Here is a 17,682-nt window from a genome sequence, read left to right as displayed (position 1 = left end):
CTCTCCGACCGGAGGAACTCCCCATGCCGCTCACAGACCTCGACCTGGACGAACTCGTCCGATACCGGCCAGAGTTGTCCGATCCGACGGATTTCGACGCTTTCTGGCGGCGGACCCTTGCCGAAGCCCGGTCGCACGACGGGGCGATCAAGGTGGAACGGGTCACCGCCCAGCACCTGCTGCGCACCGTCGAGGTCGACGACGTGCGCTTCCCCGGCTGGAACGGCGAGCCGGTGGCCGCCTGGCTGCTGCGCCCGCGCAACGTGGCCGGACCGCTGCCGGTCGTCGTCACCTACATGGGCTACGGCGGTGGTCGAGGACTGCCCACCGACCACCTGTTCTGGTCCGCCGCGGGCTACGCCCAACTCGTCGTCGACAGCCGGGGCCAGGGCCACGACACCCCGGACCGGGGCGTGGGCGACGGTACGCAGTGGGTCGAGGGCTTCATGACCCGCGGCATCGAAGCTCCAGACACCTACTACTACCGGCGATTGGTCACCGACTGCGTGCGAGCCGTGGACGCGGTCGCGGAGCTGCCCGGACTCGACGGCCGTCGGATCGTGGTGGCCGGGGGCAGCCAGGGCGGCGGTCTGGCGCTCGCCGTCGCCGGTCTCGCCGGGGACCGCGTGGCGGCGGCGATGCCGGACGTCCCGTTCCTGTGCCACTTCCGCCACGCTGCCGCAATCTGCGGTGACGGCCCGTACCAGGAGATCGCCAAGTACCTGCGCTGGCACAGCCGCCACCGCGTGGAGCCGGCCTTCGCCACCCTCGACCACTTCGACGGCGTCCACTTCGCCCGGCGGGCCACCGCGCCGGCGCTGTTCAGCGTGGGCCTGATGGACCCGGTCTGCCCGCCCTCCACGGTCTACGCCGCCTTCAATCACTACGCGGGCGAGGACCGCAGCATGACCGTGTGGCCGTTCGGCGACCACGGCGGCGGCTGCGGCTCCAACCCGCCCGTCCAACTGGCCTGGCTGCGCGAGCGAGGCCTGGCGCCGGAGCTCTGATCGGCCCTGCACCACCGGCCCCGGCAGACCGCGCGAGGGCGGCCAGCGCGCCGGGCCGCCCCACCCACTGAGCCCCGCCCCCGAGACCTAAGCGGTCTCGGGGAAGCGGGGCACGTCTCCGCGCCGCCCGGCACGGCGCCTCGCCGCACTGCCGCAACGTCCGAGTACGTCCAGTACGCGGGCGATGCGGCAGCACGCCGAGGCACCGCACCGGACGACGCGGAAACGCACCCCACTTCCCCGAGACCGCTCAGGAGCCCGACAGACCCATGAGGTACCGCCCATGAGCACCCCGGCCTTCCCGGAACTGCCCGCCGGGTTCCGTTTCGGTGCCGCGACCGCCGCCTACCAGATCGAGGGCGCCCACGATCAGGACGGCCGCGGCCCGTCCATCTGGGACACCTTCAGCCACACCCCCGGCCGCACGCTCGACGGTGCCACGGGCGACACGGCCTGCGAGCACTACCACCGCCACGGCGAGGACATCGCCCTGCTGCGCGGGCTCGGCATCGACAGCTACCGCTTCTCGATCGCCTGGCCCCGCTTGCTGCCCCGGGGCACCGGACCGGTCAACCCCAAGGGCCTGGACTTCTATGACCGCCTGATCGACGAGCTGCTGGCCGCCGGGGTCGCCCCCGCCGTCACCCTCTACCACTGGGACTTGCCCCAGGCCCTGGAGGACCGCGGTGGCTGGCGCGTCAGGGAGACCGCCGAGGCGTTCGCGCAGTACGCGGCCCTCGCAGCCGAGCGCTACGGAGACCGGGTGGAGCGCTGGATCACCCTCAACGGGCCCTACTGCTCCGCCTTCGTCGGCTACGCCGAGGGGCGGCACGCCCCCGGTGCCGAGGAGGGCCGCGGCGCGCTGGGGGCCGCCCACCACCTGCTGGTCGCCCACGGCCTCGCGATACGGGAGCTGCGCGCCGCGGGCGCCCAGGAGATCGGGATCTCCCTCAACCTCGACCGCATCCACCTCGCCTCCGCCCTCCCGGAGGACCGGGCCGCCCTGCGCCGTGCCAAGGTCCTCCACAACGAGGTCTGGACCGAGCCGCTCCTCGCGGGCCGCTACCCCGCGCACGAGGCCGAGACCTGGGCCGGCCTCGCCGACGGCCCCTGGCGGCTGCCGGGCGACCTGGAGCTGATCGGCGCCCCGCTGGACTTCCTCGGCGTCAACTTCTACCGCCCGATCACCGCCGCCGCCGCCCCCCACCGCACGAACGACCTCGAACTGCGCACCGCCGTGGACATCGGCGTCACCGAGCTGGACCCGTACAGGACCCGGCACACCACCATGGGATGGCCCGTCGTCCCGGACGCGCTCACAGCGTTGCTCCGTGAACTCCACGCCCGATACCCGCGGCTTCCGCCGGTCTGGATCACCGAGAACGGCTCCGCCGAGGCCGACACCGTCGACCCCGACGGCCGGGTCCATGACACCGAGCGGATTGACTACCTCGCGGACCACCTCGCCGCCGTCGCCGACGCCATCTCCGCAGGGGTGGACGTGCGTGGCTACTACGTCTGGTCGCTGTTGGACAATTTCGAGTGGGCGCGCGGCTACGGCCAGCGCTTCGGCCTGGTCCACGTCGACTACGACACGCTGACCCGAACGCCCAAGGACAGCTACCACTGGTACCGGGGCCTGATCACCGCGCACCGCGCGCGGACGGAGGAACCTGCACGATGAAGTTCACCGACGGCTACTGGCTGATGCGCCCAGGCGTCACCACGCGTTACGTCAGCGAGCAGCCGCCAGGTCGTCGGTGTCGAGGCGATCGGGCCGAACGCCTCGTGCTGGTCCCGCAGTACGGCCAAATCTGTAATGGCCTCGCCGCCATCGGCGAGCATCACCGCGAGATCGGTGGCGATCCGGCCCGGATCATGTCCGGTCCCGCGCGGGCGAAGCGGCCGGAGCGCGGTGGAGTACGCGGCGGTCAGCCCCGTGACATCGGCAAGACCCGCCAGCAACCGTGCCCCGGCATGACCGACCACCCCCGAACCGTCTGCACTGACATGAACCCTGGGACGCAAGATGGCCTGCATGTAGAAAGTGCCCTCCGCTTGGACCGACAGAACCCCTCAGCAAGGTTCACCGTCCCCAGGTGGTGTCGCCAGGACTGATGCGCCTTCGCCGAGCCCCGTCGCGCGCCGGGTCCTCACGAGCTCATGTGGACTGCATGACCGCCACAACACGCGGCGGAAAGCCCCTCGACGTCGAGATCCACCGGCTCGCGCGCCCGGGCGCTTGAGTCTCCAGCGGCTGGAGGGTCGAGGATCTCGCCCATGGAAGACGAACGCCCCGACGTGCTCACCATCGGCCAGCTCGCGCACCGCACCGGACTTGCGGTGCGCACCCTGCGCTTCTGGTCGGACGAGGGAGCGGTGCCGCCCGTGGCCCGCTCCGCGAGCGGCTACCGGCTGTACGACGCCCAGTCCGTGGCCCGCGTCGAGCTGGTCCGCACCCTGCGGGAGCTGGGCCTCGGGCTCGACGACGTGTGCCGCGTCCTGAGCGGCCGCACCACGGTCGCCGAGGTCGCCGACGCGCACGTGGCCGCGCTCGACGCGCAGATCCGCTCCCTCAAGGTGAGTCGGGCCGTCCTGTCCACCGTATCGAAACGTGGTTCGACCGCTGAGGAGACAGCACTGATGAACCGGCTGGCAAGGCTTTCCGCCGCCGAACGCAAGCAGATCATCGACGAGTTCAAGGAGGAGGTGTTCGGCGGTCTCGACGTCGACCCGCGCCTGCGTGACCGCATGCGCACCTTCAGCATCGAACTGCCCGACGACCCCACACCCGAGCAGGTCGACGCCTGGATCGAACTGGCCGAGCTGGTACGGGACCCCGACTTCCGCGCCCGGATGCGCACCATGCTGGAGCTGAGCACACCGGCCCCCGGGCAGAGTCGTGCCCCCGGGGCGTCCATCTGGTGGGCCAGACAGGTCGTGCAGACCGTCGCCGAGGTCAGAAAACGAGGCGTCGCCCCTGAGGGACCGGCAGCGGCCGAAGTGCTGTCCGAGCTGTTCGGCGACGCCGATCGGGCCGCCGTGCTGTTGTGCCTGGAGGCCGGGATCGAGGCAGGGGCGGAACGCTACCGCAGCCTCGTCGCCCGCGTGCGCGGACAGTATGCGTCTCCCGACGCGTCCGAGGAGCTGGAGTGGCTGGCGCGAGCCCTGCATGCCGCGGATCAAGCCTGACCGGCCGTACCGCCCCTGCCCAGCACGGGTTGAGGCGAGGCGCGGCGAGTCGACGCGAGCCGTGGTGTTGACCGCCGTCACGAGGGGGCGGTCAGCCGGCCGTGCGGGTTTTCCCGCATGTGGCGGGGATCACGTTGGGGGGAAAACCTTCGGCCCGGTTCGGGCGTCTGGGAGGTGTGAGATCAGTGAGAGCAGCGCTGCACGAGTTGGACGAGGAGCGTCTCGTCCGGCTGGTGGCCAAGGGCGACCGTGTCGCGTTCGAGGAGTTGTACCGGCGTACGTCGCCGTGGATGGCGGTGCGGCTGCGCCGCCGCTGCGCGGACGAGCAGATCGTCGCCGAGGTCATGCAGGAGACGTATCTGGCGGTGTGGCGCGCGGCGAGTGCGTTCGCTGGGGCCGCGGCCGGAGGAACGGCCGTCGGCTGGCTGTGGACGATCGCGGCGCGGCGCCTCGTCGACGCGTTCCGGCGCAGGGCCCACCACGCGGAGCCGCCACCCGAGGCCGCCCCGCAGCCTGTGGCGCCCGCCGAGGAGGAGGCGCTCGCGGCGACCGTCGGCGGTGACGTCGGCGACGCGCTGCGGCGCCTCGCGCCGGAGCTCAGACAAGTACTGCAGGCCATGGTGCTCGACGGACTGTCCGTCAAGGAGACCGCGGTCCTGCTCGGGCTGCCCGAGGGCACGGTCAAGACCCGTGCCCGCCGGGCCAGGATCGCGATGCGGAGGGCGCTGGTATGAGCGTGGAACACGCGTCGATGCGGATCATCGACGGTTACGCGCGCGGCGACACGGACATCGCCGCCGATGAGGTGTGGGCCCTGGAGGCCCACCTGGAGGCGTGCGGGGTGTGCCGTGACCGGCTGTCGGCCGCCGTTACGGCGCAGGCGCCCGCCGTGGCGGCACTGGTAGACGCGGTGTGGTCCGGCCTCGGCCCCCAGTTGGCCGCCACCGCCACGATGCCGCGCCGGCGGCGCTGGTCGGCGTGGCTGTCCGTATGGATGACGCCGGTGATGATGCCCTGGCTGGCCATGGTCGTGAGCGTGACACTGCTCGCGCTCCTGCTCGACCTGGTCGGCACCGGATCCAGCGAGGTGTCACTGGTACTTCTGCTCGCCCCGGTCCTGCCCGTGCTCGGCGTCGCGGCGTCGTGGTCGCGCGGGCTCGACCCGGCGTACGAACTGACGGCCTCGGCGCCCAGAGCCGGGCTGTACCTGGTGCTGCGGCGCACCGCCTCCGTGCTCGCCGTGGTCGTCCCCGCACTGTTGGTGGCCGGATGGGTGACGGGGATGACCGCCGCGCAGTGGCTGCTGCCCTGTCTGGCCTTCACCTCGACGACCCTGGCGCTCGGCGGTGTCGTCGGCGTGACGCGTGCGGCCGTTGCGCTGGTGGCGGTGTGGGCCGCCGTGGTCGTGGCGCCGACCCTGGCCGCCAGCCGTACGACCTTCGCCCTGCAGACGGACGGTCTGCCCGTGTGGGGGCTGATCCTCACGTTCGGCATCGGCGTCGTGGTCGCCCGCAGGGGCGCGTACTCCGTGCTGGGAGCCCATCGATGACCATCGGCCTCGCCAGTGTGTCCTTACCTGGCGATCTTGTCGCGCGCCTGCCAATGAGTAGCTGAAACACCACAGCCACACCGGCATCCCTGGATCTCCCGATCCTACGAGTGACCGGAATCAACCCACCCGCAACGTAAGGAACGCCACATGATGACCGCGGTGAGCGCGGCTGACATCGCACCGACGGCCTACGCCTGGGAGATCCAGGCCACCGGGCTAAAGGTCAGAGTCGGCCGGAAACGGATGGCGGTCGACGGGCTCGACCTGAAGCTCGGCATCGGCGTACACGGCCTGCTCGGCCCCAACGGGGCGGGCAAGACCACCCTCATTCGGACACTGGCCACCGTACTGCGCCCCACCGAGGGCACCCTGGAGCTGCTCGGCGAGTCCGCGGGCGGCATGGGCGAGCACCGTGCGCTGCGCCGCCGGATCGGTTACCTGCCGCAGGAGTTCGGCTACTACAAGCGCTTCACGGTGCGCGAGTTCGTCGAGTACATGGCGTGGCTGAAGGAGGTGCCCAAGGCGGACATCCCCGGGGCGGTGCAGCGCGCCGTGGAGCGGGTGGGTCTGGCGGACCGCGCCGACGAGAAGATGAAGGCCCTGTCGGGCGGCATGGTGCGCAGGGTCGGCATCGCCCAGGCCATCGTCAACGACCCGACGATCCTGCTGCTGGACGAGCCGACGGTCGGCCTGGACCCGGCGCAGCGGCTGCGCTTCCGCGAGCTGCTTCAGCAGCTCGGCACGGACACGTGCGTGGTGGTCTCCACCCATCTGGTGGAGGACGTCGCCGCCGCCTGCACCGACGTGGTGCTCTTCGCCGAGGGCAAGCTGGTCTTCCAGGGCACCCCGGACGAGCTGGCCGCGACGGGCGGCCCCGAGCATGTGGGCGACAGCCCCCTGGAGCGCGGCTACTCGGCGCTGCTCCTGACCCCCGAGCAGACAAGGGGCACCTGGTGAACGTCCGTGTCCTGCGCATCGAGCTGCGGCGCTCCGTCGCCCCGTGGGCCGGCGCCGTGGTCCTGACGACGGCGCTGGCGTTCCTGTACTTGGTGGACGCCGCGTGGTGGAGGGGCACCACGGCGTGGACGGCCCAGTGGACGTCCATGGCCCTGTGGACCCGCGCCCTGCTGGGCTACCTGTGGCCGCTGGCCGTGGGGCTCGGGGCGCTGCAGGGCCTGCGCGACCACCGCTCGAAGGTGTCCGAGCTGCTGACGACCACATCGCGTCCCGCCTGGCACCGCGCCGCCACGCTGGCGGGCACGACGGCGATCACCCTGGCCTCGGCCTTCGCGCTCCTCGTCCTCGTGGGCGCGGTCCAGGTGCTCCCCAACACCAAGTACACGCACCTCGGATGGCTGCCGATCTCGCTGGTGGGGGCACTCTCTCTCGTCGCGGGAGCCGTGCTGGGCATGGGGGCCGGGCGGGCCCTGCCGTCCGCGCTCACCCCACCCGCGCTGGCCATGGGCGCCTTCGTGTTCACGGCCCTCATGCACATGTCGTTGGGCACGGAGCCGAACCGGGTCTCCCCGCTGTCACCGGCGGTGCAGGAGGTGCGCGAGGTGCTCGTCACGCTCTCCGCCTCCGTGCACGTCGGGCAGACGATCTGGCTGCTCGGCATGGCTGCGACCGGCTTCGCGCTGCTGGTCGCAGCGACCCCGCGCACCCGGCTGCTCGCCCTGACGCCCGTCCTGGTGGGCGCGGTGATCGCCCTGCTCGTCCTCCCCTCCGACCCCCGCCGGATGTATGTCGTCGACGAGGCCGCCGCGGAGTTGGTGTGCGACGGCCCGGTGTGCGTGACCAAGACGCACCAGGCACGACTCACCGGCCTCGCGGGTCCCGGTAAGGAGGCGCTGCGCCTGCTGCATGCTGCCCTGGGCGGCCAGGCGCCGGTCTCGGTCCGGGAGAACACCGCCGTACTGCCGGACGGCGCCACGCCGCAGTGGTACGGCAAGACCGTGCTCTTCGACTTTGACGACGACATCATCGCCGCCGCGAAGGGCGAGGAGCTGACCTGGGCCCTGATCGCCAAAGGCATGGTGCCAGGGTGCACCCCCGTCGGCTGGAGCAGCTTCGGGGGAGATCAATTCGCGCAGACCGTCGCCGTGGGCTGGGTCCTCGGGGACCTCAGGTCGCTGCCCGGCACAGGGTCAGCAAGTTTGCGCCGCGAGGTCGACGCCGAGGCCCGCCCGGTGTGGACGGAACTCAAGGCGCTTCCGCGGGCTGAGCAGCTCTCGCGGATCAACGCGATGCGCGCTGCCGCGCTCTCCTGTAAGGGCGACGCGTTCGACGCGCTGAAGGGCGGTGCGCCCCGGTGAGGTGGCTGGCGCTGTACGCGCGCTCGCGGCAGGTACCCGCGTCACTCGCCGCGGTGGTGATCAGCACGGTGGCGGTGTGGGCACTCGCCCGCGACGGGGGGCCGGGGGATCCGCGGCTGGCCGTGCTCGTCCTCGCGACGGGGGCGATGGCCGTCTCGATCGGGCTCAGCGGGCAGGACCTCGCGCTGGACCGGACGGCCGCGATCCGCTGGGTGCCCCGCAGGGCGGCGCACGTGCTGCTCTTCGGCGCGGTCGTCGGCACGGCGCTGCTGACAGTGCAGGTGATGGGTGAGGACCTGGCCACGACCGCGTTCGTCGTCCGGGACAGCGCGGGCCTGATGGGGCTGGTCGCCCTGGGCGCGGCGGTCTCGGGCGGGCAGTATGCCTGGACGCTGCCGTTCGCCTGGCTCGCGTTCTCATTCTTCGCCCCGCCTGCCACGAGTGTGCCGATGCAGGTGGCGACCTGGATGCTGCTGCCGCCCGACACAGCGGCGGGCACCTGGACGGCCCTGGTCCTCGCCGTCGCCGGCACCGCCGCCTACGCCTTCGCGGGGCCGAGACGGTAACCGGAGGGGGCCACCGGACCGGGACACGGCCGTGGACTTCAGCGTGTCTCCGTGACGGATCGGTCGGCGGTGTCCGCCCAAGTGCGGGGCGGGGGGCACCGTGAGCCCCACGCCGAGGCGCTTGCCCATGTCCAGGCGGAAGGTGCCGTACGGGTTGACGTTGGACCAGACCAGCGCGGTCAGGCCACGCGGTCCTCGTCGCTGACCTTCTTCGCCCACTTCGGCTCGGCCAGGACCTGCTGGAGGTAGTCGCAGATGAACGCCGTACAGACCACCCGCCAGAGTTCCTCCATCTGCCGCACCTCGGGCTCCTGTCGGGCGTCATGACGGACCAACGTCGCCGAGCACGGCCCCCGATGAACCTAGAAGATCGAAAACGCTGACAACACACCTGGGCACACCGGCTCAGCGGGCGCCGAGGAGGTGTTCGAGGGCGAGCTGGTCCAGCTGTTCGAAGGCCATGCCGCGGCGGGCGGCGGAATCGACGTCGAACTCGTCGAAGGCGGACCGGTCGGCCAGCAGCCCGGCCAGGCCGTCCTCGGCGGTGGGAAGGGCGAGTTCGGGCAGTCGGGAGGCGGCGAGCGCGGCCTGGACGTCCGGATCGGACCGGAAGGCGCGGGAACGCTCCGCCAGAAGCAGGTAGTTGCGCATGCAGGCGGCCGCCGAGGCCCAGACGCCGGCAGTGTCCTCGGTGCGCGGCGGCTTGAAGTCGAAGTGACGGGGGCCGTCGTAGCCGGCCGACTCCAGCAGGTCGACCAGCCAGAAGGACTGGCGCAGGTCGCCCGCGCCGAAGCGCAGGTCCTGGTCGTACTTGATGCCGGACTGGCCGTTGAGGTCGATGTGGAACAGCTTGCCGTGCCACAGGGCCTGGGCGATGCCGTGCGGGAAGTTCAGCCCGGCCATCTGCTCGTGGCCGACCTCCGGGTTGAGGCCGACCCGCTCGGGCCGGTCCAGCTCGTTGATGAACGCGAGGGCGTGGCCGATGGTGGGCAGCAGGATGTCGCCGCGCGGCTCGTTGGGCTTGGGTTCGATCGCGAAGCGCAGGTCGTAACCCTGGATCTCGACGTACTCGCCCAGCAGGTCGAAGGCCTCCTTCAGCCGGTCGAGGGCGGTGCGCACGTCCTTGGCCGCGCCCGACTCCGCGCCCTCGCGGCCGCCCCAGGCGACGTAGACCGAGGCGCCGAGTTCCACGGCCAGGTCGATGTTGCGGATCGTCTTGCGCAGCGCGTACCGGCGGACGTCCCGGTCGTTGGCGGTGAAGGCGCCGTCCTTGAAGACCGGGTGGGTGAAGAGGTTGGTGGTGGCCATCGGCACTTTCAGCCCGGCCGTGTCGAGTGCGGTGCGAAAGCGCTTGACCGCCTGCTCGCGGGCGGCGTCGCCGGCGGCGAAGGGGATCAGGTCGTCGTCGTGGAACGTGACGCCGTAGGCGCCGAGCTCGGCCAGTCGCTCCACGGCCTCGACCGGGTCGAGGGCGGGCCGGGTGGCGTCGCCGAAGGGGTCCCGGCCCTGCCAGCCGACGGTCCACAGACCGAAGGTGAACCTGTGCGCGGGAGTGGGGACGAGCGGGTCGCTGGTCATGAGGCGCTCCGGATCCGGGCCCGAGGGCTATTTGTAATGTCGAAAAACAAATTAGTATGCCGAGACGCCAGAAGGAACCCCACCGGAGGAACGCATGGCTGCACAGCGTGTCGTGATCGGTGTCGACAGCTCGACCCAGTCCACCAAGGCCCTCGCCGTCGACGTGGAAACCGGCGCCATCCTGGGCGAGGGCCGCGCCGCGCACACCGTCAGCGCGGGCGCCGGACGCGAGAGCGACCCCGAACAGTGGTGGCGGGCGCTCAGCGAGGCCATGACACGCACCGGCTGGGCGGACCGCGCCGCCGCCTGCTCGATCGCCGGCCAGCAGCACGGCCTGGTCACCCTCGACACGGCCGGCCGGCCGGTGCGCCCGGCGCTGCTGTGGAACGACGTCCGCTCCGCCCCACAGGCCGCCGAACTCGGAGCCGCGTTCGGCCCGGCAGAGGTCGCCCGCCGCACCGGTAGCGTCCCGACGGCCGCCTTCACGTCCGCCAAGTGGGCCTGGCTGCACGCCAACGAGCGTGCCGCCGCCGACTGCGTCGCGGCCGTCCGCCTTCCCCACGACTTCCTGACGGAACGGCTGACCGGCGAGGCGGTGACGGACCGCGGTGACGCGTCGGGAACCGGCTGGTGGGGCCCGGACGGCTACGACCGGGACGTCCTCGGCCGGATCGGACTCGACCCCGCGCTGCTGCCACAGGTCCTCCCGCCGGGCGCCCTGGCGGGCGCCGTCCGGGCCGGGATGCCAATGCGCGAGGGCGCGCTGGTGGCCACCGGGACCGGTGACAACATGGCTGCCGCCCTCGGGCTGGGCCTGACCCCCGGACGTCCGGTGCTGAGCCTCGGTACGTCCGGCACCGTCTACGCCGTCGGCCGGACCCGGCCCGCCGACCCGAGCGGAACCGTCGCCGGCTTCGCCGATGCCCTCGGCGGCTGGCTGCCGCTCGCCTGCACGCTCAACTGCACCCTCGCCGTCGACCGCTTCGCCGCCCTCGTCGGCCGCGACCGCGAGGACGTCGAGGCGGGTGGCACGGTGGTCGTCCTTCCCTACCTGGACGGCGAGCGCACCCCGGACCTCCCGGGCGCTTCCGGCCTGGTCCACGGCCTGCGCCACGACACCACGCCCGGCCAGCTGCTCCAGGCCGCCTACGACGGCGCCGCCCAAGCCCTGCTCGCGGCCCTGGACGACGTGCTGCGCGCCGGAGGCGAGAACCCCGCCCCCGACGAACCACTGCTGCTGATCGGCGGCGGAGCCCGCGGCAGGGCCTGGCAGCAGACCGTCCTGCGACTGTCCGGCCGAGGGGTCCAGGTGCCCGAGGCCCGGGAACTGGTCGCGCTCGGGGCCGCCGCCCAGGCCGCCGCACTGCTCACGGGTGAGCCTGCCGACGCCGTTGCCCGGCGCTGGGGGATCGCCGGAGGCCGGGTGCTGGAACCCGTGACCCGTGACGACGACACGCTCGAACGGATCGCCAGTACGCTGCGGCGGGCGCGGGCCTTGCAGGAGCTCCCGCCGGCAGAACGATAGGAGGGTCGGCTCAATGGCGGGGATCGGCAGGGCGAGCGGGGGCGTGGAGGCCGGGCCCGCCTCGCAGCAGGGGATGCGTCGGCAGAACCTCGCGGCGGTGATCGGCGCGGTCGCCGCGCACGGCCCGCTCTCCCGGGCGGACGTCGCCGGGCACACGGGCCTGACCAGGCCGGCCGTCTCCTCCATGGTCGACGAGCTCATCGGCCGCGGAGCGCTGACCGAGACGGAGACCGCGCCCCGCGGACGCGTCGGGCGCCCCGGCCGGGCACTGGCCCTGAGCGATCGGGGTCCCGCGGGCCTCGGCCTGGAGATCGGCGTCACCCATCTCGCCGCGTGCGTCGTGGACCTGCGCGGTGAACCCCGGGTGTGGCGTCGGGTGGAGCGGACCAACGCGGGCCGGCCGGCCGGGCAGGTCCTGGCGGAGGCCGCCGCTCTGGGCGCCGAGGCGGAGTCCGAGGCCGCCGCCCTCGGCCTGCGCGTCGCGGGCCGCGTCCTGGCCGTCCCGGGGGTGGTGCCGAACACGCCGAGCGGGCTGGTCGCGAACGCGCCCAACCTCGGCTGGCAGGCAGTCCGCCCCGCCGACCACTGGCCCGACCCCGACACCGTGCCCGAGCCGGAGAACGAGGCCAACCTCGGGGCGCTGGCCGAGCTGTGGCACCAGGGACACCCCGCCGAGACCTTCGTACACGTCTCCGCCGAGGCCGGAATCGGTGCCGCACTGGTCATCGGCGGGCAGCTGTTCCGGGGCGCACGCGGCTTCGCGGGCGAACTCGGCCACCTGCCCGTCCACCCGGAGGGCGCCCGTTGCGCCTGCGGGGCACGCGGCTGCCTGGAGCAGTACGCGGGCGAAGCGGCCGTGCTGCGCGAGGCCGGGCTGGGACGCGTCGGCGACCCGGTGGCCCTGCTGGCCGAGCGGGCGGGCGCCGGGGACGCGTCGACCCTGCGCGCCCTGGACCGCGCAGGACGGGCCCTGGGCCTCGCCCTGGCCTCGGCGGTGAACCTGATCGACCCGGACGGCCTCGTTCTGGGCGGCGCCTACGCCGAACTCGCCGACTGGCTCCTCCCGTCGATACGCGCCGAACTGGCTGCCCGGGTCACCGTCCGGCCCTGGACCCCAGAGGCGGTACGGCCCTCCGGCCTGGGGCGGCGCGGACCGGTGCTGGGCGCGGCATGGTCGACCGTCCGACAGATCATCGCCGATCCCGCCCGCCTGCCCTCCCGCTAAGCGGTCTCGGGGAAGTGGGGCACGCCTCCGCGCCGCCCGGCACGGCGCCTCGCCGCACTGCCGCGTTACGCGAGTACTACCCGAACCTGGCCGCGAATCCGTCCGACTCCTGGCGCATGAGCATCTTCGGCGGCGGGCTGTGCGGCATCCCGATGTCCTCCGCCGCCGCGAGCGTCATCGTGCCCTCCTACCGCAAGGACAGCACGCCAGAGCCGGGCCCGGATGGCGCCGGCCTCTACTCAGTGGGACTCGGCGCCGGGTCAGATGAATCGCCACAGGTGGTCGTTGGTGCCGTTGTCGTCCCAGAGGACGGTCTGGGCTCCCAGGGCGGTGGAGGCGCCGGAGACGCCGAGGACGCGGCCGCTGTTGGCGCACTGGATCCTGAAGGTGTCGCCGCCGCCCTGACGCAGGCGCCACCGGTGGTCGGCGGCGCCGTTGTCCGCCCACTGGACGATCCTGGCGCCGTTGGCGGTGCCGCCGTTCTCCACGGCCAGGACCTTGCCGCTGTGGGAGTTGCGCAGGCGCAGGTAGCCGCCGGTGTCGACGACGGCCGTCCACAGGTGGTCCGCGGTGCCGCTGTCGTCCCACTGGATGGCGAGGCCGCCGTCGGCGGTGGACATGTCCTTCACACCGAGGACCCGCCCGCTGGCGACGTTCTGAATGCGCCTGGCGCCGTCGGGGACGAACTGCCACTGGCCGGAGAGGGCGCCGGTGTCGGGTACCTGTACGGCTGCGGCACCGTTGGCGGCGGAGCCGCCCTCGATGCCGAGCAGCTTGCCTGTGTGGACGTTCTGCAGCTTGTGGTAGCCGTTGCCGGCGTCGACGACGGTCCACCGGTGGTCGGCGGTGCCGTTGTCGGCCCACTGGAGGGTCGGGGCGTTGTCGGCGCCGGACATGTTCTGCACGCCGAGGACTTTGCCGCTGTTGAGGTTGCGCAGCCGCAGTGCGGTGCCGTCGACGATGAGGGACCAGACGTGGTCGGCGGTGCCGGTGTCGGCCCATTGCAGCGCGAGGCCCCCGTCGGCGGTGGACATGTCCCGGATGCCGAGGACGAGTCCGCTGGCCGCGTTGACCAGACGGAAGCCGGGACTGTCCGTCCGCCAATAGACGGTGTAGTTGAAGCCCTGGGCGTCGTGGAACGGGGCGAGGTCGACCTTCGTGCCGTTGGCGGTGGCCGTGAAGGCGAGGGCGGTGCTGCTGGTTCGGGTGATCGAGGAGGGGTCCAGGGCCGGAAGGGAGGACAGTGTGGTGCTGCCGTAGTTGCCGGCGAGGACGGCCGGGCCGTAGGTGATCGCCGCGACACCGGGGTTGTCGTTGGCGGCCTGGAGGTCCACACGCATGGGGAGCTTCACGGTGACGGTGTCGCCGGAGGCCCAGGACCGGGTGAGGGTGGCGTAGGTGCCCGGGTTGGCCGTGACGGTCTGGGCGACGCCGTTGACGCTGACGGTGGCGCTCGAGGTCCAGGCGGGGATGCGGACGCGCATCGACCAGGTCCCGCCGACGCTGCCGGTGACCTGGAGCGTCGTGGTGTCGTCGGCCGGGTAGGAGGTGGTCTGGGTGACCGTGATGCCTCGCTGGGTCCAGTTCAGGACGGAGGGGAGGAACAGGTTCACCGTGAGGGTGGTGCCGTCGTGGAAGTAGATGGAGTCCATCAGCTTGGTGTTGGACTCGACGCCCGTTCCCTGGCAGCACCAGAACGAGCCGTAGTCGGTGCTCCAGGTGCCGCCGCCCCAGGCCGGGCCAACACCGCGGCGGCCGCCCGGGTTGAGGGGGGTGAAGTAGGTGACGTGTCCGTGCGGGTCGGCGGGGTTCTGGGCGCCGATGACATGGTTGAGCAGCGCCTTCTCGTAGAAGTCGAAGTACGACGCCCGGCCGGGGTCCAGCTGCCACAGTTCCCGGGTCAGCTTGAGCATGTTGTAGGAGTTGCAGAGCTCGCAGGTGTCCCGGACGAGGAAGCCGGAGATGGCGTTCGGGGCCCGGAAGTGTTCCGCCTGGCTGTTGCCGCCGATTGCGTAGGTGTGCGAGGTGGTGCACATCGTCCATGCGTTGGCGGCGATGTCGCGGTAGCGGGTCGCCCCGGTGGCCTTGTACTCGCGTACGGCTCCGATCCACTTGGGCACTTGCGTGTTGGCGTGCAGGCCGCCCAGCTGGTCCAGGTTCGCGGCGAGTGGGTCGAACACCGCAGCATGGTCGAAGCGTTGGGCGGTGGTCAGCCAGCGCGCGTCGCCGGTCTGTTGGTAGGTGTCGGCCAGCACCTCGTTCATGCCGCCGAACTCGACGTTCAACGATGATTGCATCCTGCTCGGGCTGAGCGCGGCGGTGCGTCGGTCGACCCAGCCGGCGAGCGCGAGGAGCACATCGCGGGCCTGTGTGTTGCCGATGAGGCGCCACACGTCGAGCAGACCGGCCATGGTCTTGTGGATGCAGTAGTACGGGACGTTGCCGTTGTTCAGCGTGCCTGCTTCGAGGCTGGTGAAATCGGACTCGGGGAAGCCCGAGAGGTAGCCGGCGGAGAAGCCCGCGGTGGAGTTGTTGGTCTGGCACTTGGCGAGTTCGGCCACCATGTGGTCGGCCTTGTCGCGGCAGGTGGTGTCCCCGAGTGCGGCGTAGGCCTGGGCCCACGCCGTGAGGAAGTGGCCCTGCACGTGCGTGCGGAAGGGGAACGCCGGGTCGTCCCAGCCTCCGTTCGGCGCCGCGGCGTTGGTGGAGAGCCGGTGGTTGGCGCGGAAGTTGTACAGCAGGCGGTCGACGTCGACGAAGCGGAGGTAGGTCAGGGTGCGGTTCTGATTGTCGAGCCATCGGCTGCTGGTGAGCCGGACCTGACCCAGGTCGAACGGGAACGTCGACACTCCGAGGTCGGACCTGACCGGGGATGTCTCCGCCGCGGCGGAGGCGAAGCCGAGGACGGGGCCGGCAGCCGCGGCCATGGCCGCGACGCCGGTCGCCTTGATCATGGCGCGGCGGCTGAAGGGGTGAACCGGCATGGCGAACTCCATGGTCCGTAAGAGCAGAAGTCGGGGATTTGGGGTCGATGGGCAGCGCTGGAGGCGCCGCACGGCGATGCGGCCGCCTTCGATCCGTCGCGTCACCTTCGCTGCGTCGCCCGGTCGTCATGTCCTGCTGGGGGACGGGGCCGGTGGTGACGGGCGTCGGGGCCGGTCGGCCGGTGCCCGGCCGCGCGGACCGGACTGGGCTTCGACTGGTTCACAGGCCCTGTGCCAGCCGGTAGTACGCCTGGTTCCAGCGGAGATCGCGCCGGAACTGCCTCGGGGTGGTGGTCTCGTCGATGAGGGCGAGTTCCAGGCGGAGCATTTCCGCCAGGTCGTCGAGGTGGTCGGAGGTGAGGGCGGTGCTGAGGACGGTGTGGTGCGGTCCTCCGGCCGTCAGCCAGGATTCGGTGGAGGTCCGCAGGTCGGGGCGGGGCCGCCAGACCGCGCGGGCGACGGGCAGGGCGGGCAGCGGGTGAGGGGGTGCCACCACGTCGATGTCGTTGGCGATCAGGCGGAAGCGGTCGCCGAGGTCGGCGAGCCCGACCACCACGGCCGGGCCGGGGGCCGCGTCGAACACCAGGCGCACCGGGTCCTCCCGCCCGCCGATGCCGAGGGGGTGGATCTCGCAGCTGGGCCTGGCGGCGGCGATGGTGGGGCAGACTTCCAGCATGTGCGCGCCGAGGATGAGCTCGTTGCCGGGTGTCAGGTCGTAGGTGTAGTCCTCCATGAAGGAGGTGCCGCCCGGGAGGCCGCTGGCGGCCACCTTGAAGGCGCGCAGCAGGACGGCGGTCTTCCAGTCGCCTTCTCCTCCGAAGCCGTACCCCTGGGCCATGAGCCGCTGGACGGCGAGGCCGGGCAGCTGGCGCAGTCCCCCCAGGTCCTCGAAGTTGGTGGTGAAGGCCCCGAAGCCGCCCTTTTCGAGGAAGGTACGCAGGCCGGCTTCGACGCGGGCCGCGTAACGCAGCGCGTCGTGCCGTTCGCTGCCCGGTCGCAGTTCCGGCGCCAGGTCGTACAGGTCGGCGTACTCCTCGACGAGGGAAGCCACGTCGGTCTCGTCCGCGCTGTCGACGACCTTCACCAGGTCGTTGACGCCGTAGGTGTTGACGGAGACGCCGAAGCGCAGCTGGGCCTCGACCTTGTCGCCCTCGGTGACGGCCACGTCGCGCATGTTGTCGCCGAAGCGGGCGACCTTGAGGGTGGCCAGTTCGGATCGTGCGGCGGCAGCCCGCGCCCAGACCGCGACGCGTGCGCTCGTCACGGGATCGGTGACGTGGCCGGCCACGGTCTTGCGGGGTACGCCGAGACGGGTCTGGATGTGCCCGAACTCGCGGTCTCCGTGGGCGGCTTGGTTGAGGTTCATGAAGTCCATGTCGATGGTGTCCCAGGGCAGGGCCACGTTCGACTGGGTGTGGAGATGCAGCAACGGCTTGCGCAGCGCGTCCAGTCCGGCGATCCACATCTTGGCCGGCGAGAAGGTGTGCATCCAGGCGATGAGCCCGATGCACCGATCGTCGGCGTTCGCGTCGAGGCACACCCGGCGGATGGCGTCGGCGTCCGTCAGTACCGGCTTCCACACCACACGCGCGGGAATGCCGGAGGCGTCGGCCAGCGCGGTGGCTATGTGCCGCGACTGTTCGGCGACCTGCTTCAGCGTCTCCTCCCCGTACAGGCCTTGGCTGCCGGTGAGGAACCAGATCTCCTGGGCGGGGAATGTTCGGCTGGGCACATGGAC

Annotated in this window: 14 protein-coding genes and 1 pseudogene; 10 read left to right on the top strand and 5 right to left on the bottom strand. The window is 71.9% G+C overall.

The features are described from left to right. Positions 1–23: 23 nt before the first annotated feature. The gene (locus ACFWFZ_RS11780) at positions 24–1,007 is read left to right on the top strand and encodes an acetylxylan esterase (RefSeq protein WP_387120249.1); all 984 of its coding nucleotides are present in this window, start codon (positions 24–26) and stop codon (positions 1,005–1,007) included. Positions 1,008–1,290: 283 nt separating this feature from the next. Then, a complete protein-coding gene (locus ACFWFZ_RS11775) occupies positions 1,291–2,691 on the top strand; it encodes a GH1 family beta-glucosidase (RefSeq protein WP_387120246.1) in 1,401 nt (466 codons plus the stop codon). On the opposite strand, the pseudogene ACFWFZ_RS11770 reads toward ACFWFZ_RS11775, so the two are convergent. After that, positions 2,685–3,047 (bottom strand): annotated as a pseudogene (locus tag ACFWFZ_RS11770) (transposase); the annotation flags it as partial. The gene ACFWFZ_RS11775 and the pseudogene ACFWFZ_RS11770 overlap by 7 nt on opposite strands. 240 nt (positions 3,048–3,287) lie before the next feature. On the opposite strand from ACFWFZ_RS11770, the gene ACFWFZ_RS11765 reads away from it, so the two are divergent. From ACFWFZ_RS11765 to ACFWFZ_RS11740, 6 genes are all read left to right on the top strand, one after another. Then, positions 3,288–4,199 (top strand): MerR family transcriptional regulator, encoded by a 912-nt coding sequence (locus tag ACFWFZ_RS11765; RefSeq protein WP_387120243.1) that lies wholly within the window; start codon positions 3,288–3,290, stop codon positions 4,197–4,199. Between the two features lie 185 nt (positions 4,200–4,384). Further along, a complete protein-coding gene (locus tag ACFWFZ_RS11760; protein WP_387120240.1) occupies positions 4,385–4,933 on the top strand; it encodes an RNA polymerase sigma factor in 549 nt (182 codons plus the stop codon). After that, on the top strand, positions 4,930–5,748 hold the full coding sequence (locus ACFWFZ_RS11755; RefSeq protein WP_387120237.1) for a zf-HC2 domain-containing protein: 819 nt from the start codon (positions 4,930–4,932) through the stop codon (positions 5,746–5,748). Before ACFWFZ_RS11760 ends, ACFWFZ_RS11755 begins: the two co-directional genes overlap by 4 nt. Before the next feature lie 150 nt (positions 5,749–5,898). Continuing rightward, positions 5,899–6,708 (top strand): ABC transporter ATP-binding protein, encoded by an 810-nt coding sequence (locus tag ACFWFZ_RS11750; RefSeq protein WP_387120234.1) that lies wholly within the window; start codon positions 5,899–5,901, stop codon positions 6,706–6,708. Beyond that, positions 6,705–8,066, top strand: a complete 1,362-nt coding sequence (locus ACFWFZ_RS11745) for a hypothetical protein (RefSeq protein ID WP_387120231.1) — start codon at positions 6,705–6,707, stop codon at positions 8,064–8,066. The genes ACFWFZ_RS11750 and ACFWFZ_RS11745 overlap by 4 nt, the downstream gene beginning before the upstream one ends. Beyond that, complete coding sequence (locus tag ACFWFZ_RS11740; RefSeq protein WP_387120228.1) at positions 8,063–8,632, top strand: hypothetical protein; 570 nt, start codon at positions 8,063–8,065, stop codon at positions 8,630–8,632. Before ACFWFZ_RS11745 ends, ACFWFZ_RS11740 begins: the two co-directional genes overlap by 4 nt. Positions 8,633–8,811: 179 nt before the next feature. Here the strand turns inward: ACFWFZ_RS11740 and ACFWFZ_RS11735 are convergent, their stop codons facing one another. Next, a complete protein-coding gene (locus ACFWFZ_RS11735) occupies positions 8,812–8,934 on the bottom strand; it encodes a hypothetical protein (RefSeq protein WP_387120225.1) in 123 nt (40 codons plus the stop codon). A 103-nt stretch (positions 8,935–9,037) separates the two neighbouring features. Continuing rightward, positions 9,038–10,210 carry a xylose isomerase gene (xylA, locus tag ACFWFZ_RS11730; protein WP_387120222.1) on the bottom strand — a complete coding sequence of 391 codons (1,173 nt, stop codon included), beginning with the start codon at positions 10,208–10,210 and terminating at the stop codon, positions 9,038–9,040. Positions 10,211–10,304: 94 nt separating this feature from the next. Here xylA and xylB point away from each other — a divergent pair, with 94 nt between their 5' ends. Next, positions 10,305–11,735 (top strand): xylulokinase, encoded by a 1,431-nt coding sequence (gene xylB / locus ACFWFZ_RS11725; protein WP_387120219.1) that lies wholly within the window; start codon positions 10,305–10,307, stop codon positions 11,733–11,735. 13 nt (positions 11,736–11,748) lie between these two features. After that, positions 11,749–12,960, top strand: coding sequence for an ROK family protein (locus ACFWFZ_RS11720; RefSeq protein ID WP_387120216.1), 1,212 nt, complete (start codon positions 11,749–11,751; stop codon positions 12,958–12,960). A 260-nt stretch (positions 12,961–13,220) separates the two neighbouring features. Here ACFWFZ_RS11720 and ACFWFZ_RS11715 read toward each other — a convergent pair whose 3' ends face one another. Together ACFWFZ_RS11715 and araA are read right to left on the bottom strand one after the other, a co-directional pair. Then, positions 13,221–15,944 carry a beta-L-arabinofuranosidase domain-containing protein gene (locus tag ACFWFZ_RS11715; RefSeq protein ID WP_387120213.1) on the bottom strand — a complete coding sequence of 908 codons (2,724 nt, stop codon included), beginning with the start codon at positions 15,942–15,944 and terminating at the stop codon, positions 13,221–13,223. Between the two features lie 220 nt (positions 15,945–16,164). Continuing rightward, positions 16,165–17,676 carry an L-arabinose isomerase gene (gene araA, locus ACFWFZ_RS11710; protein WP_387120211.1) on the bottom strand — a complete coding sequence of 504 codons (1,512 nt, stop codon included), beginning with the start codon at positions 17,674–17,676 and terminating at the stop codon, positions 16,165–16,167. Between the last annotated feature and the right edge of the window lie 6 nt (positions 17,677–17,682).

Source organism: Streptomyces sp. NPDC060232, assembly GCF_042726555.1.
Classification (GTDB): domain Bacteria; phylum Actinomycetota; class Actinomycetes; order Streptomycetales; family Streptomycetaceae; genus Streptomyces.
This window is presented reverse-complemented; position numbering and strand designations above follow the sequence as displayed.

Coding starts and splice junctions, on each gene's coding strand:
- ACFWFZ_RS11780 (WP_387120249.1), top strand. CDS start 24: ATGCCGCTCACAGACCTCGACCTGGACGAACTCGTCCGATACCGGCCA.
- ACFWFZ_RS11775 (WP_387120246.1), top strand. CDS start 1,291: ATGAGCACCCCGGCCTTCCCGGAACTGCCCGCCGGGTTCCGTTTCGGT.
- ACFWFZ_RS11765 (WP_387120243.1), top strand. CDS start 3,288: ATGGAAGACGAACGCCCCGACGTGCTCACCATCGGCCAGCTCGCGCAC.
- ACFWFZ_RS11755 (WP_387120237.1), top strand. CDS start 4,930: ATGAGCGTGGAACACGCGTCGATGCGGATCATCGACGGTTACGCGCGC.
- ACFWFZ_RS11750 (WP_387120234.1), top strand. CDS start 5,899: ATGATGACCGCGGTGAGCGCGGCTGACATCGCACCGACGGCCTACGCC.
- xylA (WP_387120222.1), bottom strand. CDS start 10,210: ATGACCAGCGACCCGCTCGTCCCCACTCCCGCGCACAGGTTCACCTTC.
- xylB (WP_387120219.1), top strand. CDS start 10,305: ATGGCTGCACAGCGTGTCGTGATCGGTGTCGACAGCTCGACCCAGTCC.
- ACFWFZ_RS11720 (WP_387120216.1), top strand. CDS start 11,749: ATGGCGGGGATCGGCAGGGCGAGCGGGGGCGTGGAGGCCGGGCCCGCC.
- ACFWFZ_RS11715 (WP_387120213.1), bottom strand. CDS start 15,944: ATGCCGGTTCACCCCTTCAGCCGCCGCGCCATGATCAAGGCGACCGGC.